The 14,487-nt window shown below is 63.7% G+C and carries 13 protein-coding genes; 5 read left to right on the plus strand and 8 right to left on the minus strand.

Annotated elements, in window-relative coordinates:
* Positions 1 to 41 precede the first annotated feature (41 nt).
* The 8 genes from PverR02_RS28935 to bioB form a co-directional block, all read right to left on the minus strand.
* Positions 42 to 1,331, minus strand: coding sequence for a GGDEF domain-containing protein (locus PverR02_RS28935; protein WP_079444824.1), 1,290 nt, complete (start codon positions 1,329 to 1,331; stop codon positions 42 to 44).
* A gap of 203 nt (positions 1,332 to 1,534) precedes the next feature.
* Positions 1,535 to 3,340 (minus strand): phenylacyl-CoA dehydrogenase, encoded by a 1,806-nt coding sequence (locus PverR02_RS28940; RefSeq protein WP_057005404.1) that lies wholly within the window; start codon positions 3,338 to 3,340, stop codon positions 1,535 to 1,537.
* A 249-nt stretch (positions 3,341 to 3,589) separates the two neighbouring features.
* The gene (locus PverR02_RS28945; protein WP_046381838.1) at positions 3,590 to 3,871 is read right to left on the minus strand and encodes a hypothetical protein; all 282 of its coding nucleotides are present in this window, start codon (positions 3,869 to 3,871) and stop codon (positions 3,590 to 3,592) included.
* A 104-nt stretch (positions 3,872 to 3,975) separates the two neighbouring features.
* On the minus strand, positions 3,976 to 4,656 hold the full coding sequence (bioD, locus tag PverR02_RS28950) for a dethiobiotin synthase (protein WP_046381837.1): 681 nt from the start codon (positions 4,654 to 4,656) through the stop codon (positions 3,976 to 3,978).
* Positions 4,653 to 5,465 (minus strand): malonyl-ACP O-methyltransferase BioC, encoded by an 813-nt coding sequence (gene bioC / locus PverR02_RS28955; RefSeq protein WP_079444825.1) that lies wholly within the window; start codon positions 5,463 to 5,465, stop codon positions 4,653 to 4,655. The genes bioD and bioC overlap by 4 nt, the downstream gene beginning before the upstream one ends.
* Positions 5,458 to 6,189, minus strand: a complete 732-nt coding sequence (locus PverR02_RS28960) for an alpha/beta fold hydrolase (RefSeq protein ID WP_079444826.1) — start codon at positions 6,187 to 6,189, stop codon at positions 5,458 to 5,460. The genes bioC and PverR02_RS28960 overlap by 8 nt, the downstream gene beginning before the upstream one ends.
* Entirely contained in the window at positions 6,182 to 7,363 is a 1,182-nt protein-coding gene (gene bioF / locus PverR02_RS28965; protein WP_079444827.1) for an 8-amino-7-oxononanoate synthase, read from the minus strand. Before bioF ends, PverR02_RS28960 begins: the two co-directional genes overlap by 8 nt.
* A gap of 154 nt (positions 7,364 to 7,517) precedes the next feature.
* Complete coding sequence (gene bioB, locus PverR02_RS28970) at positions 7,518 to 8,573, minus strand: biotin synthase BioB (protein ID WP_017847846.1); 1,056 nt, start codon at positions 8,571 to 8,573, stop codon at positions 7,518 to 7,520.
* A 92-nt stretch (positions 8,574 to 8,665) separates the two neighbouring features.
* On the opposite strand from bioB, the gene PverR02_RS28975 reads away from it, so the two are divergent.
* The 5 genes from PverR02_RS28975 (at position 8,666) to rarD (ending at position 14,413) form a co-directional block, all read left to right on the plus strand.
* On the plus strand, positions 8,666 to 9,403 hold the full coding sequence (locus PverR02_RS28975; protein ID WP_079444828.1) for a ComF family protein: 738 nt from the start codon (positions 8,666 to 8,668) through the stop codon (positions 9,401 to 9,403).
* A 58-nt stretch (positions 9,404 to 9,461) separates the two neighbouring features.
* On the plus strand, positions 9,462 to 10,226 hold the full coding sequence (locus PverR02_RS28980; protein WP_057005408.1) for a TOBE domain-containing protein: 765 nt from the start codon (positions 9,462 to 9,464) through the stop codon (positions 10,224 to 10,226).
* Positions 10,227 to 10,316: 90 nt separating this feature from the next.
* Positions 10,317 to 12,215: a PhoX family protein gene (locus PverR02_RS28985; RefSeq protein ID WP_046489087.1), complete on the plus strand. Its 1,899-nt coding sequence runs from the start codon at positions 10,317 to 10,319 to the stop codon at positions 12,213 to 12,215.
* 219 nt (positions 12,216 to 12,434) lie between these two features.
* Positions 12,435 to 13,409 (plus strand): serine/threonine protein kinase, encoded by a 975-nt coding sequence (locus tag PverR02_RS28990; protein WP_017847850.1) that lies wholly within the window; start codon positions 12,435 to 12,437, stop codon positions 13,407 to 13,409.
* A gap of 119 nt (positions 13,410 to 13,528) precedes the next feature.
* Positions 13,529 to 14,413, plus strand: coding sequence for an EamA family transporter RarD (rarD, locus tag PverR02_RS28995; RefSeq protein ID WP_017847851.1), 885 nt, complete (start codon positions 13,529 to 13,531; stop codon positions 14,411 to 14,413).
* The last annotated feature ends 74 nt before the right edge of the window (positions 14,414 to 14,487 follow it).

Genomic DNA, 14,487 nt, shown 5'->3' on the forward strand with positions numbered 1-14,487 from the left:
CCGGACAATCACTGTAGCGCCGCTGAATACAGCACCATCACTCAACCGGCAGCACTCTGCGTGCGTACCGCGCCACGGCGGTTTTGCCCGGCCGCAATCACGCAGTTACGCCCCGCGCCCTTGGCGGCATACAGCGCCTGGTCGGCGGATTTGAGCACCTCTTCGGACGTGCGGTGCTCGGCCTGGCGCTCGGCCACGCCGATGCTGACGGTCACCGAGACACTCGACGCACCGCTGCCCGCGCGCCGCTGGCGACCTTGCAGGTCATCCTGCGGGCGGTCCGGGTTGCGCAGCTTGATGTCGTAGTTGGCGATGATCTCGCGGATTTCTTCCAGGTGCGGCATGCATTCATCCAGGGTCTTGCCGGCAAACACCACGGCGAACTCTTCACCGCCATAACGGTAGGCGCGTCCGCCGCCATTGACCTTCGACAGCTTGCTGGCGACCAGGCGCAGCACCTGGTCGCCGACATCGTGGCCATGGGTGTCGTTGAAGCGCTTGAAGTGATCGACGTCGCTCATCGCCAGCACATAGTTGCGCCCCAGTCGCTGCATGCGCTCATTGAGTGCGCGACGCCCCGGCAGGCCGGTCAACTCGTCACGAAACGCCATCTGATAGGCCTCGTGGGCCACCGCGGCCGCAATCATCAGCATCACCTGGCTGCACATGATGTTCAGGGTGAACGGCAGGATAAACGTCTGCGGCAACATCCAGAACAATCCCACCAGCCCCACCATCTGCGCCGCGTGCAGCGGGCGCGGCTGGTACCAGTATTGCGCCACCAGGGTCAGGAAACCGATCAGGAACATCGGGTACGACAGCTGGATCAGGCTCATCCAGGCGCCATGCAGCGCCGGCCAGCGAATTTCCGCCAGCCAGTTCAGCAGCGCCTGGGGATAACTTTGCTCCAGCGCCAACGCGACACTGCCGACCGCCAGCAGCACCGCACAGCGCGCGACAAAATCACGGAACAAGTGGGTTTTTTCCTGCCACAGCCCATAGAGGCCGAACAGCAGCGGCAGCAACAGGCAGCACAAGTGGAACACCACCGCGGCGTCTTCGCGCACGCGGCCGTTGTCGCGGTAGTAGTCGGTCTGGGTGTCGAGCAGGAAGTAGGCGATGTACACCGTGATCATCAGGAACAGTTCACGCTGGCGACGATAGACCGCGCAATACGAACCGCCGAGCAACAGCACCAGGGTCGGCAACACGTTGAACAGCGAGGTGAAGAAGACGTTGAGGTCCTTGACATACGCAGCCGAGAGCCCGGCCAGTAACAGCAGCAATGAAGGGAGGAAATGACTGAAACGTAAAGCGGACGCGCGTGACAAGGGTAAAACTCCGACCCGCCAGGAATGATGGCACTGTGCCTTACTCCAGACAGTTAAACATACCCTGCCCGGCCTGTATCACATTGCCATCACTGTAACGGCAGCCAATCGCAATCCCTGAGCGCCCCGCTGCGTTTTTATCGGCAAAAAAAAACCGTCGCCCCCAACAGGAGCGACGGTTTTTCAAGTGGGCTCGGTGAGGCTTAGTAAGCCAGGCCGAAGTCCTCTTCTTTCATGTCCATCAGGTTGTTGGCGCCCGATAGCATGGTGGCCACGTGAGTACGGGTACGCGGCAGGATGCGCTGGAAGTAGAAGCGCGCGGTCTGCAGCTTGGCGGTGTAGAACGCCGCTTCGCTGGTGCCGGCGGCCAGTTTTTCGGCCGCCAGGCGTGCCATGTCGGCCCAGAAGTAAGCCAGGCAGGCGTAACCGGAGTACATCAGGTAGTCCACCGACGCGGCACCGACTTCTTCACGGTCTTTCATCGCCGCCATGCCGACCTTCATGGTCAACTCGCCCCACTCTTTGTTCAGCGCGGCCAGCGGTGTCACGAACTCTTTGACCGCTTCGTTGCCTTCGTTGGCCTGGCAGAACTTGTGGACGATCTTGGTGAAGCCCTTCAGCGCTTCGCCTTGGGTCATCAGTACTTTACGGCCGAGCAGGTCCAGCGCCTGGATGCCGGTGGTGCCTTCGTACAGCATCGAAATACGGCTGTCGCGCACGTTCTGCTCCATGCCCCACTCGGCGATGAAGCCGTGACCGCCGTAGATCTGCACGCCGTGGTTGGCGGACTCGAAGCCGACTTCGGTCATGAACGCCTTGGCGATCGGGGTCATGAAGGCCAGCAGGCCATCGGCCTGTTTCTTGGCTTCGTCGTCGGTGCCGTACTTGACGATGTCCACTTGCTTGGCGGTGAAGTACACCATCGCACGGTTACCTTCGGCGAAGGCTTTCATGGTCAGCAGCATGCGGCGCACGTCGGGGTGGACGATGATCGGGTCGGCCGCTTTGTCCGGCGCTTTCGGGCCGGTCAGGGAACGCATTTGCAGGCGATCGCGAGCGTATTTCAGGCCGCCCTGGAAGCCGATCTCGGCGTGGGCCAGGCCTTGCAGCGCAGTGCCCAGGCGAGCGGTGTTCATAAAGGTGAACATGCAGTTCAGGCCTTTGTTCGCCGGGCCGATCAGGAAACCGGTGGCTGCGTCGAAGTTCATCACGCAGGTGGCGTTACCGTGGATGCCCATCTTGTGTTCCAGGGAACCGCAGGTCACCGCGTTGCGCGCACCGATCGAGCCATCGGCGTTCGGCAGGAATTTGGGCACGATGAACAGCGAGATGCCTTTGGTACCGGCCGGTGCGTCCGGCAGGCGGGCCAGGACGATATGGACGATGTTGTCGGCCATGTCGTGTTCGCCGGCCGAGATGAAGATCTTGGTGCCGGAGACTTTGTAGGTGCCGTCGGCCTGAGGTTCGGCCTTGGTGCGCAGCATGCCCAGGTCGGTGCCGCAGTGAGGCTCGGTCAGGCACATGGTGCCGGTCCATTCGCCCGACACCAGCTTGGTCAGGTAGGCGTCTTGTTGCTCAGGGGTGCCGTGCTCGGAGATGGTGTTCATCGCGCCATGGGACAGGCCTGGGTACATGCCCCACGACCAGTTGGCTTCGCCGACCATTTCGCTGACCGCCAGGCCCAGGGATTCCGGCAGGCCTTGGCCACCGTGCTCCACGTCATGGGCCAGGCTTGGCCAGCCGCCTTCGACGAACTGTTGGTAGGCTTCTTTGAAACCAGTAGGGGTCTTAACGCCTGACTCGCTCCAGGTACACCCTTCGATGTCACCCACGCGGTTCAACGGTGCCAGTACTTGCTCACAAAACTTGGCGCCTTCTTCAAGAATGGCGTCAACCATGTCCGGAGTAGCGTCCTGGCAAGCCGGCAGGCTTTGATAATGCGCTTCATAGCCGAGCAGTTCGTCACGAACGAAGCGAATATCACGCAAGGGGGCCTTGTAGTCAGGCATAGCGATAAACCTCTGCTGATGTGTCTGGGATGAACAACCGCGTGGGATTTGTTATGGCGGTCAAACAGGTGTTTGAAACATACGTTTACGACCTGGGGATGTCAAGCGTCGTCCCGCTGCCGTTTGTCATGACACCGCTCAAGAGCGCGCACGACGATGCCTGCGGCGAGGCGCCACAAGGGTTATCGGGAAAAAGGCGAAGGTGCAAGCGCGAGCGGTGTGCCTGGCACACCGCGTTGCTTCAGGGGGTCAGGCGAAGGTGTCGATCAACGTGCCGAGCATTTCATCGGAAGCCTTGGCGACTTTCGCGCCCAGCTCCACCTGAAACTTGCCTTGGGCCATTTCGACCATATTGCTCGCCGAGTTGGTCGGCTGGGCGCGGTCATTGGCCTGCAGCAGGTCGCTCTGGGCGTCCGACGGCTGGGTAGTGGCGGCGCTGGCAATCCTGCCGGCGGCCTGGTCGACGCGGCTCTGCCCGGCCTGAATGGTGCTCAGGCCTGAATAAAACGCGCTGCTGCCAGAGATTTCCATGGCGTGGACCTGCTGAGAGAATCGTGAAGTTGAATTGAAACAGACATCCGGGCAAAAGGCCCGTCAAAAACACTAATGGCATAATGCCTTATCGATAGCCAAAATCAGTCAAGCAAGTCCAAGTGCAGGTACTCAGCCACCGCGGCGCTGCTGGCGTGCTTGAGTTTGGGCACCCGGCCCAGGCACGGCGCGGGCAAGCGTTCGGCCAGGGTGGCGAGGTTTTCTTCCAGACGAGAGGTCTTCGGCTCGATGATATTCGCCACCCAACCGGCCAGCGGCAGGCCATCGCGCGCGATCGCTTCGGCGGTGAGCAGGGCATGGCTGATGCACCCCAGGCGCACGCCCACCACCAGGATCACCGGTAATTGCAGCGCCATGGCCAGGTCGGACAGGTTGTCCTGGTCGGCCAACGGCACGCGCCAGCCGCCCGCGCCTTCGATCAGGGTGAAATCCGCTTTTCGCGCCAGGATCTGTTGCATGGGTTTGAGCAGCGATTGCACCGTCAGCGCAACGCCCGCCTCGCGCGCGGCCAGGTGCGGCGCGATGGCCGGCTCGAACGCCACCGGGTTGACCTCGGCGTAGCTCAACGGCAACGAACACTCGGCCAGCAGTGCCAGCGCATCGGCGTTGCGCAAGCCTTTGGCGGTGACCTGGCAACCGGAAGCCACCGGCTTGCCGGCGGCGGTGCTTTTGCCGGCCAGGCGCGCGGCATGCAGCAGGCCGGCGGCGATGGTGGTCTTGCCGACATCGGTATCGGTGCCGGTGATGAAATAAGCGGCGTTCATAGAGGCTTCTCCAGTACGGCGTACACCACTTGGTAGGTGGCCGGCAGGCCCTGGGCCTGGCGGAACTGCTCGTAGGCGTCGATCAGTGCAACAATCCGCGCGCGGCCCGTCAACCCTCCCGGCCGCCCCGGGTTGAGATTGTGCGCGCCAAGCGCTTTCAATTCGTGGGTCAGGCTGCGCACATCCGGGTAATGCAACACATGAGCACGCCGCTCCAGGCTCCGCACCTTGAAGTCACTGGCCGCGCACAGCTGTTGATAGGCTTCGAAGCTGCGGAAGCGGTTGACGTGGACCCGCCCGTCCACCGCCCGCCAGCTTTCGCGCAACTCGTCCAATGTGCCCACGCACAAGCTGGCGAACGCCAGCACGCCGCCCGGCTGCAGCACGCGATAGGCTTCGCTGAGCACCGCCGCGAAATCCGCGCACCATTGCACTGCCAGGCTGGAGAAGATCAACCCGCAGCTGGCCGCCTGCAACGGCAGGCGCTCGGCGTCACCGGCGATGAAATACTGCGCGCCGCCCAACGGCCGCGCATGGTCGAGCATGCCTTGGGCAATATCCAGCGCCACGCCTTGGCCGGCCGGCAGCCGTTCGCCCAGCACGCGGCTGAAATAGCCGGTGCCGCAGCCCATGTCCAACCAGCGCTGCGCACTGCAGGCCGGCGGCAGACGGGTCAGCAATTCATGCCCCACCGCGCGCTGCAACTCGGCCACGCTGTCGTAACTGGCGGCGGCACGGGAAAAGGAGGCCGCCACCTGGCGCTTGTCCGGCAACGCGCCTGGCAGGCAGGCATGGGCTAAATCAGTCATCAACGCACTCGTGCAAAAAAGCCTGGATGGCCCCCGCTACACCGTGGGGGTCCTCCAGGAGAAAAGCGTGGCCGGCCTGTTCAATCAGGCCGATTTCGACATCGGGCAGCAGGCTCAGCAGGTCGCTGGCGGCTTCGGCGGGCACCAATTCATCCAGGCCCGCGAACAGGTGCAATTGCGGGCCGCGGTAGGCCACCAAGGCGTCGCGGGTATCCAGTTGGGCAAGCAGCTCGAGGCCGTTCATCAACACGTCCGACGGCGTCTGTGGTGCCGCGCTGGCCAGCAGACGCGCCAAGCCGCGAGGGTCCGCGGCGCCTTTGGCGCACAACAGGCCGAAGCGCTTGAGGGTGACCGGGGCGTCGGCGTGGCAACCGGCGAGGAACGCCTCAAAAGTTGCGCCGGGCATCGCGTTCGGCCAACTATCACGGGCGACGAAACACGGGTTGCTCGCCAGGGTCAGCAACCCACAACAACGCTCGCCGCGCCGCGCGGCCAGCTCGGAAGCGAGCATGCCGCCCAACGACCAGCCACCGAGCCAGGCGTTGTCCGGCAGGCTCGCGTCGAGTTCGTCGAGCCATTCATCCAGGTCGCTGGAGGCCAACGCCGGCAACGGCTCGACCTGCACGCGCAGGTGTTCGTTCAGGCCGTGCAGGGCGGCGGCCAACGGCTCCAGCGGCGACACGCCGAGGCCCCAGCCGGGCAGCAGGATCAAGCGATCACGCATGGTCGGGCTCCGTCGTACCGGACAAGCGGAAACACGCTTCCAATGCGTTTAACAATAGCTGCACCTGCGCCGCGCTGTGGGCCGCGGTCAGCGTCACGCGCAAACGGGCGCTGCCGGCGGGCACGGTAGGTGGGCGGATCGCGGTGACCATCAGGCCGCGCTCGCGCAACATCCGCGACAACGCCATGGCCTTGGCACTGTCGCCGATCAGGATCGGCTGAATCGGCGTGAAGCTGTCCATCAGCGTCAGGCCGATCTGCTCGGCACCGTGGCGGAACTGGCGGATCAGGCCGTTGAGGTGCTCGCGCCGCCAATGCTCGGTGCGCAGCAGCTCCAGGCTTTTGAGGGTGGCGCAGGCCAGGGCCGGGGGTTGGCTGGTGGTGTAGATGTAGGGCCGGGCGAACTGGATCAGGCTTTCGATCAAATCGTCACTGCCCGCGACAAAGGCGCCCGCAGTGCCGAACGCTTTGCCCAGGGTGCCGACCAGCACCGGCACATCCGCCTGGCTCAGGCCGAAATGTTCGACGATACCGGCGCCGTTCGCGCCCAACGGGCCGAAACCGTGGGCGTCGTCCACCATCAACCAGGCGCCTTTGGCCCGCGCTTCACGGGCCAGCGCCGGCAAGTCGGCGAGGTTGCCGTCCATGCTGAACACGCCATCGGTGACCACCAGGGTATTGCCGGTGGCTTTCTCCAGGCGCTTGGCCAGGCTGGCGGCGTCGTTGTGCAGGTAGCGATTGAAGCGCGCCCCGGACAGCAGGCCGGCATCCAGCAATGAAGCATGGTTGAGGCGGTCTTCCAGCACCGTATCGCCCTGCCCCACCAGCGCCGTGACCGCACCGAGGTTGGCCATGTAACCGGTGGTAAACAACAACCCACGCGGGCGCCCGGTGAAGTCGGCCAGGGCTTCTTCCAGCGCATGGTGCGGCGTGGCATGCCCGACCACCAGGTGCGAAGCGCCACCGCCCACGCCCCAACGGGACGCACCGGCACGCCAGGCCTCGATCACCTGCGGGTGATTGGCCAGGCCCAGGTAATCGTTACTGCAGAACGCCAGTAACGGTTGACCGTCCACCACCACTTCCGGGCCTTGCGGGCTGTCCAGCAGAGGGCGTTGGCGGTAAAGGTGTTCGGCACGACGGGCAGCGAGACGCGCGGCGAGATCGAAAGACATGCAGGCCTCGGCAGATCAGAGAAATGTAAGACAGGGCGCGATCCCCTGTGGAAGCTGGCTTGCCTGCGATAGCGGCAGGAGTGTCACCACCGAAGTGTCAGAAAGACCGCTATCGCAGGCAAGCCAGCTCCCACATTTGGATCGCCGTGGTGCTTTAAACCGCGGCGTTGTAGAACTGCTCGCTGCTTTTCTGTTCCACCAGCGCTTGCTCGATCGCCGCCTGGTGGACTTCGTCGGCGTGCTCTTCCCGCGCTTCCGGCAAGATGCCCAGGCGCGAGAACAGTTGCATGTCCTTGTCGGCCTGCGGGTTGGCGGTGGTCAGCAGTTTGTCGCCGTAGAAGATCGAGTTGGCGCCAGCAAAGAACGCCAGGGCCTGCATCTGCTCGTTCATCGCCTCACGGCCGGCCGACAGGCGCACATGGGACTGCGGCATCAGGATGCGCGCCACCGCCAGCATGCGGATAAAGTCGAACGGGTCGATCTCCTCGGCGTTTTCCAGCGGGGTGCCGGCCACCTTCACCAGCATATTGATCGGCACCGATTCCGGATGCTCCGGCAGGTTGGCCAGCTGGATCAGCAGGTTGGCGCGGTCGTCGAGGGACTCGCCCATGCCGAGAATGCCGCCGGAGCAGATCTTCATCCCCGAATCGCGCACATAGGCCAGGGTTTGCAGGCGCTCGGCGTAGGTGCGGGTGGTGATGATCGAGCCGTAGAACTCTGGCGACGTGTCGAGGTTGTGGTTGTAGTAGTCGAGGCCGGCCTGAGCCAGGGCTTCGGTCTGGTCCTGGTCGAGACGGCCGAGGGTCATGCAGGTTTCCAGGCCCATGGCCTTCACGCCTTTGACCATCTGCAGCACGTAGGGCATGTCTTTGGCCGACGGATGTTTCCACGCCGCGCCCATGCAGAAGCGAGTCGAACCGATGGCCTTGGCGCGGGCCGCCTCTTCGAGGACCTTCTGCACTTCCATCAGCTTTTCTTTTTCCAGGCCGGTGTTGTAGTGGCCCGACTGCGGACAATATTTGCAATCTTCCGGGCAGGCGCCGGTCTTGATCGACAGCAGGGTCGACACCTGCACACGGTTCGCATCGAAATGCGCGCGGTGTACGGTCTGCGCCTGGAACAACAGGTCATTGAACGGTTGCACGAACAGTGCTTTGACTTCGGCCAAGGACCAATCGTGACGCAGGGTGGCAGTGGTGCTGGCGCTCATGGGCGATTCCTTGATTATGCTTTGGCAAACGCTGTGGGAAGGGCAATACCCACAGGCACGACACGGATGCTCGGCATATTTAAGGAAGATTCATGCACTGTCAACCTGGATACAAACACCAAGTTTACATATGGTCAAAAAACGTACAGAACTGTTTAATCTGCGATGAAGCCACTGAGTCGGCCGATTGTGTGTGCAACGCCTGCGAAACCGAGCTGCCCTGGCTGATGGAGCAGTGCGAGGTCTGCGCCCTGCCCCTGCCGCTGGACGGTCTGATCTGCGGCCAATGCCAGAAACACCCGCCGGCCTTTAAACAGGTCATTGCCGCCTGGCGCTACAGCTTCCCCGTCGATAGCCTGATCAGCCGCTTCAAGCATCAGGCGCGCTGGCCCCTCGGGCATCTGCTGGGGCGCTTGCTGGGACGCCATCTGCAACACCGCTTCGACAACGCCGAACTGCCGCGCCCCGACTGCCTGCTGCCGGTGCCCATGGCGCGCAAACGCCTGCGCGAGCGCGGTTATAACCAGGCGTTGATGCTGGCACGCTGGCTCAGCGCCGAACTGCACATTGCCTACAATGAACACCTGTTGTTACGCCCCAGTGAAACCGTCGCGCAACAGGCGCTCGACGCCAAGAGCCGCCAACGCAACCTGCGCGGCGCCTTCGCCCTGGCGCGCGACATACCGGTACAGGACCGCCACTTTGCGCTGGTCGACGACGTGCTCACCACCGGTGCGACCGCCCATAGCCTGGCACGTCTGTTGATGGAGGCCGGAGCGCGGCAGGTCGACGTGTACTGCCTGGCGCGCACGCCCAAACCGGGTGCCTGACTTGACTCCGGCCGGCCTTGCCCGCAACGTTCCGCTCATCTCATCGAAGCGTAACCCCATGTCTCTGCCGACCTCCCTCAGCCAACACATCATCCGTCGCCCGCAGCGCATCGCTTTGCTCGCGCATATCGCCGAGCAGGGCTCGATCACCCGCGCGGCGAAAAGCGCCGGCTTGAGCTACAAAGCGGCCTGGGACGCCATCGACGAACTGAACAACCTCGCGCAAAACCCGTTGGTGGAACGCAGCGTCGGCGGCAAGGGCGGCGGCGGCGCCAGGCTGACGGCCGAAGGCGAGCGCGTGCTGCGTCTCTATCAGCGCCTGCAAGTGTTACAGGCCGAAGTGCTCGGCTCGGACGAAGCTGCCAGCGACTTCAACCTGCTGGGCCGCCTGATGCTGCGCACCAGTGCGCGCAACCAACTGCATGGCCAGGTCGTCGCCATCGAGCGTCACGGCCGCAATGATCTGATCCGCCTGCAACTGGCCGGCGGCCTGAGCCTGAGCGCGCAGATCACCCACGACAGCACGCAACGGCTGGAGCTGGAAGCCGGTGTTGAAGTGGTCGCCCTGATCAAGGCCGGCTGGCTGGAGGTGTGCGCCAGCCAGCACCCAGAAACACCTGGACACAATTGCCTGATCGGCAGCGTCGACGCCATTCTCGACGCCGAGGACGGCCCCAGCGAAGTGCGAATCGCCCTGCCCAACGGCCAGGTACTTTGCGCCCTGGCCCAGCCCCACGCGCTCAAGGCCCTGGGTGCCGCCGAAGGCCAGCCGATCCAGGTGCAATTCGCGCCGAGCAATGTATTGCTCGGCACGCCCGTCTAAGCGCCGGGCCTGCTGCGCCCGCCGTCAAACTGCAACAATTTCGTCATGCCCGCTCCTTATGGTGTCTGCAAAAACCGCAGGGAGCCTGACATGAGCCTATTAGAAGAAAACCAAGCCACCGACCTCGAACAGATGGTCGGCCTCACCCGCCGCCGCTTCATCGGCGCCGGTGCCCTGTGCGGAGCCGCGATGTTCCTCGGCGGCAACCTGCTGACCCGCAGCGCGCTGGCCGTGAATGCCGCCAACGCCAGCCCGCTGCTGGGGTTCGCCAGCATCGCCGCCGCCACCAGCGACAGCATCACCCTGCCGCCCGGCTACAGCGCCTCGGTGCTGATCAGTTGGGGCCAGCCGCTGCACAAGAATGCCCCGGCGTTCGACCCGTCCGGCAACGGCACGGCCAAGGCCCAGGAGCAGCAGTTCGGTGACAACAACGATGGCATGAGCCTGTTCGCCTTCCCCGGCGACGACAACCGCGCGCTGATGGCGATCAATAACGAATACACCAACTACCGCTACCTCTTCGCCCACGGCGGCGCGCCGCAATCGGCCGAAGACGTGCGCAAGGCCCAGGCCAGCGAAGGTGTGTCGGTGATCGAAGTGCGCCGCCAGGGCGACACCTGGCAGTTCGTCCAGGACTCGCGCTACAACCGGCGCATCCACGGCAACTCGCCGATCCGCCTGAGCGGCCCGGCGGCCGGCCATGACTGGCTGAAAACCAGCGCCGACAAATCCGGCAAAAAAGCCCTCGGCACCTTCCAGAACTGCGCCAACGGCAAGACGCCGTGGGGCACTTATCTGACGTGCGAAGAGAACTTCACCGACTGCTTCGGCAGCAGCAACCCACAACAAACCTTCGACGCCGGGCAAAAGCGCTACGGCGTGGTGGCGGCGAGCAAAGAGATCAACTGGCACCTGCACGACCCGCGTTTCGATATGGCCAAGAATCCCAACGAACTCAATCGCCATGGCTGGGTGGTGGAAATCGACCCGTTCGACCCGCACTCCACCCCCGTCAAACGCACCGCCCTTGGCCGCTTCAAGCATGAAAACGCAGCCCTCGCGGAAACCCGCGACGGCCGCGCCGTGGTGTACATGGGCGACGACGAGCGCGGCGAATTCATCTACAAGTTCGTCAGCCGCGACCCGATCGACCACCAGAACCCCAAGGCCAACAAAGACCTGCTCGACCATGGCACGTTGTTTGTGGCGATCTTCGACGCCGGCGACGGCAACGCCGACCACCCCAAGGGCAACGGCCAATGGGTCGAGCTGACCCATGGCAAGAACGGCATCGACGCCAGCACCGGTTTCGCCAGCCAGGCCGAAGTGCTGATCCATGCACGCCTGGCTGCCAGTGTGGTGAAAGCCACGCGCATGGACCGCCCGGAATGGATCGTGGTCAGCCCCACCGACGGCCAGGTCTATTGCACCCTGACCAACAACGCCAAGCGCGGCGAAGACGGCCAGCCGGTCGGTGGGCCCAACCCACGCGAGAAAAACGTCTACGGCCAGATCCTGCGCTGGAAGCCCAACGCCGATAACCACGGCGCCGCCGATTTCACCTGGGATCTGTTTGTGGTCGCGGGCAACCCCGGCGTGCATGCCGGTACGCCGAAGGGCGGCTCGTCGAACATCAACCCACAGAACATGTTCAACAGCCCCGATGGCCTGGGTTTCGACAAAGCCGGGCGCCTGTGGATTCTGACCGACGGTGACTACAGCAACGGCGGCGACTTCGCCGGCATGGGCAATAACCAGATGCTCTGCGCCGACCCCAACACCGGGGAAATCCGCCGTTTCATGGTCGGGCCGGTGGCGTGCGAGGTGACGGGGATCAGCTTCTCGCCGGATCAGAAGACCTTGTTCGTGGGGATTCAGCATCCCGGCGAAACCGGTGGTTCGACGTGGCCGGAGCATCTGCCCAATGGCAAGCCGCGTTCGTCGGTGATGGCGATTCGGCGGGATGATGGTGGGATCGTGGGCGCCTGACAGACCGCTATCGGGGGCAAGCCCCCTCCCACATGTTGATTTGTGAATACCTTCAACTGTGAGAGGGGGCTTGCCCCTGCCACATGTTGATTTGTGAATACCTTCAACTGTGGGAGGGGGCTTGCCCCCGATAGCAATGGCACAGCCGCCCCCTATCTCAAGCCCGGTGCGTTACCATACCCGGCCGGACGCGGCGCCCTGCTGCGCGCAGGAGTTCGCATGGCCCATCCGTTTGAAACACTCACCCCCGACCTGGTGCTCGATGCTGTCGAAAGTATCGGCTTCCTCAGCGATGCGCGCGTATTGGCGCTCAACAGCTACGAAAACCGTGTGTATCAAGTGGGCATCGAAGACGCCGAGCCGCTGATCGCCAAGTTCTACCGACCGCAGCGCTGGAGCAACGAAGCGATCCTCGAAGAACACAGCTTCACCTTCGAGCTGGCCGAGTGCGATGTGCCAGTGGTCGCGCCGATGATCCATAACGGCTCAAGCCTGTTCGAACACGCCGGGTTCCGCTTCGCCCTGTTCCCGCGCCGTGGCGGCCGGGCGCCGGAGCCGGGCAATCTGGACCAGCTCTATCGCCTTGGCCAGTTGCTCGGGCGCTTGCACGCAGTCGGCGCGACCCGCCCGTTCGAACACCGCGAAGCCCTGGGCGTGAAGAACTTCGGCCACGACTCCCTCACCACCCTGCTCGAAGGCAACTTCATTCCCAAAAGCCTGCTGCCGGCCTACGAGTCCGTGGCCCGCGACCTGCTCAAGCGTGTGGAAGAGGTGTACAAGGCCACGCCGCACAAGAACATCCGCATGCACGGCGATTGCCACCCCGGCAACATGATGTGCCGCGACGAGATGTTCCACATCGTCGACCTCGATGACTGCCGCATGGGCCCGGCCGTACAGGACCTGTGGATGATGCTCGCCGGCGACCGTCAGGAATGTCTGGGCCAGCTGTCGGAGTTGATGGACGGCTACCAGGAATTCCACGATTTCGACCCGCGCGAACTGGCGCTGATCGAACCGCTGCGGGCCTTGCGCCTGATGCACTACAGCGCCTGGCTGGCGCGGCGCTGGGATGATCCGGCGTTCCCCCACAGCTTTCCGTGGTTCGGCAGCGAGCGGTATTGGGGTGATCAGGTGTTGGCGTTGCGCGAACAGTTGTCGGCGCTCAACGAAGAACCGCTGAAACTGTTCTGACGGCGTTGCTTCCTGTGGGAGGGAACAAGCCCCCTCCCACATAAAGCACTGCAGGCCCCACGAGCGGACAAATATCCTTACAATCGCGCTTTGTTAGCTGCCTAAGCAAGGATTCTGCAATGCACGCCGCCAACCCCCGCAAGGGCTACATCCTGGGCCTGAGCGCCTATGTCATCTGGGGTCTGTTCCCGCTCTACTTCAAAGCCATCGCCAGTGTCCCCGCCGCCGAAATCATCGTACACCGCGTGCTCTGGTCGGCGCTGTTCGGCACGCTGTTGCTGATGGTCTGGAAACACCCCGGCTGGTTCCGCGAACTGCGCGATAACCCCCGGCGCCTGGCGATCCTGGCGCTCAGCGGGGCGTTGATTGCGGCTAACTGGCTGACCTATGTGTGGTCGGTGAACAGCGGACGCATGCTCGAAGCCAGCCTGGGTTACTACATCAACCCGCTGGTGAACGTGTTGCTCGGCATGCTGCTCCTCGGCGAACGCCTGCGCCGCCTGCAATGGCTCGCCGTCGGTCTCGCCGCCGCGGGGGTGGCGCAACAGGTGTGGCAGGTGGGCAGTTTGCCGTGGGTGTCGCTGGCGCTGGCGCTGACCTTCGGTTTCTATGGCCTGATCCGCAAGCAGGCGCCGGTCAAGGCACTGCCGGGGCTGGTGGTGGAAACCTGGATGTTGGTGCCGATCGCCGTCGCCTGGTTGCTGTTCAACCCGTCGGCGCACAGCGCGCAGTTGGCATTCTGGAGTACGTCCGAAGCCTGGTGGCTGGTGGCCGCCGGCCCGGTGACGCTGATCCCACTGGTGTGCTTCAACGCCGCCGCACGGCATTTGCCCTACACCGCCCTGGGCTTTTTGCAGTACGTGGCGCCGACCCTGGTGCTGCTCGAAGCGGTGCTGCTGTTTGGCGAACAGCTGGCAACCAGCACGCTGATCGCCTTCGCCTTTATCTGGGCCGGCCTGGTGGTCTACAGCCTGGACGCCTGGCTGACCGTGCGCAAACGCTGATCAAATAACGTACAAACCTCTGCAAGCCACGGCCCGCATGGCTTGCAGAGATCCACCCCAAGGTTATCCACAAC

It is taken from the genome of Pseudomonas veronii, assembly GCF_002028325.1.
GTDB lineage: Bacteria > Pseudomonadota > Gammaproteobacteria > Pseudomonadales > Pseudomonadaceae > Aquipseudomonas > Aquipseudomonas veronii.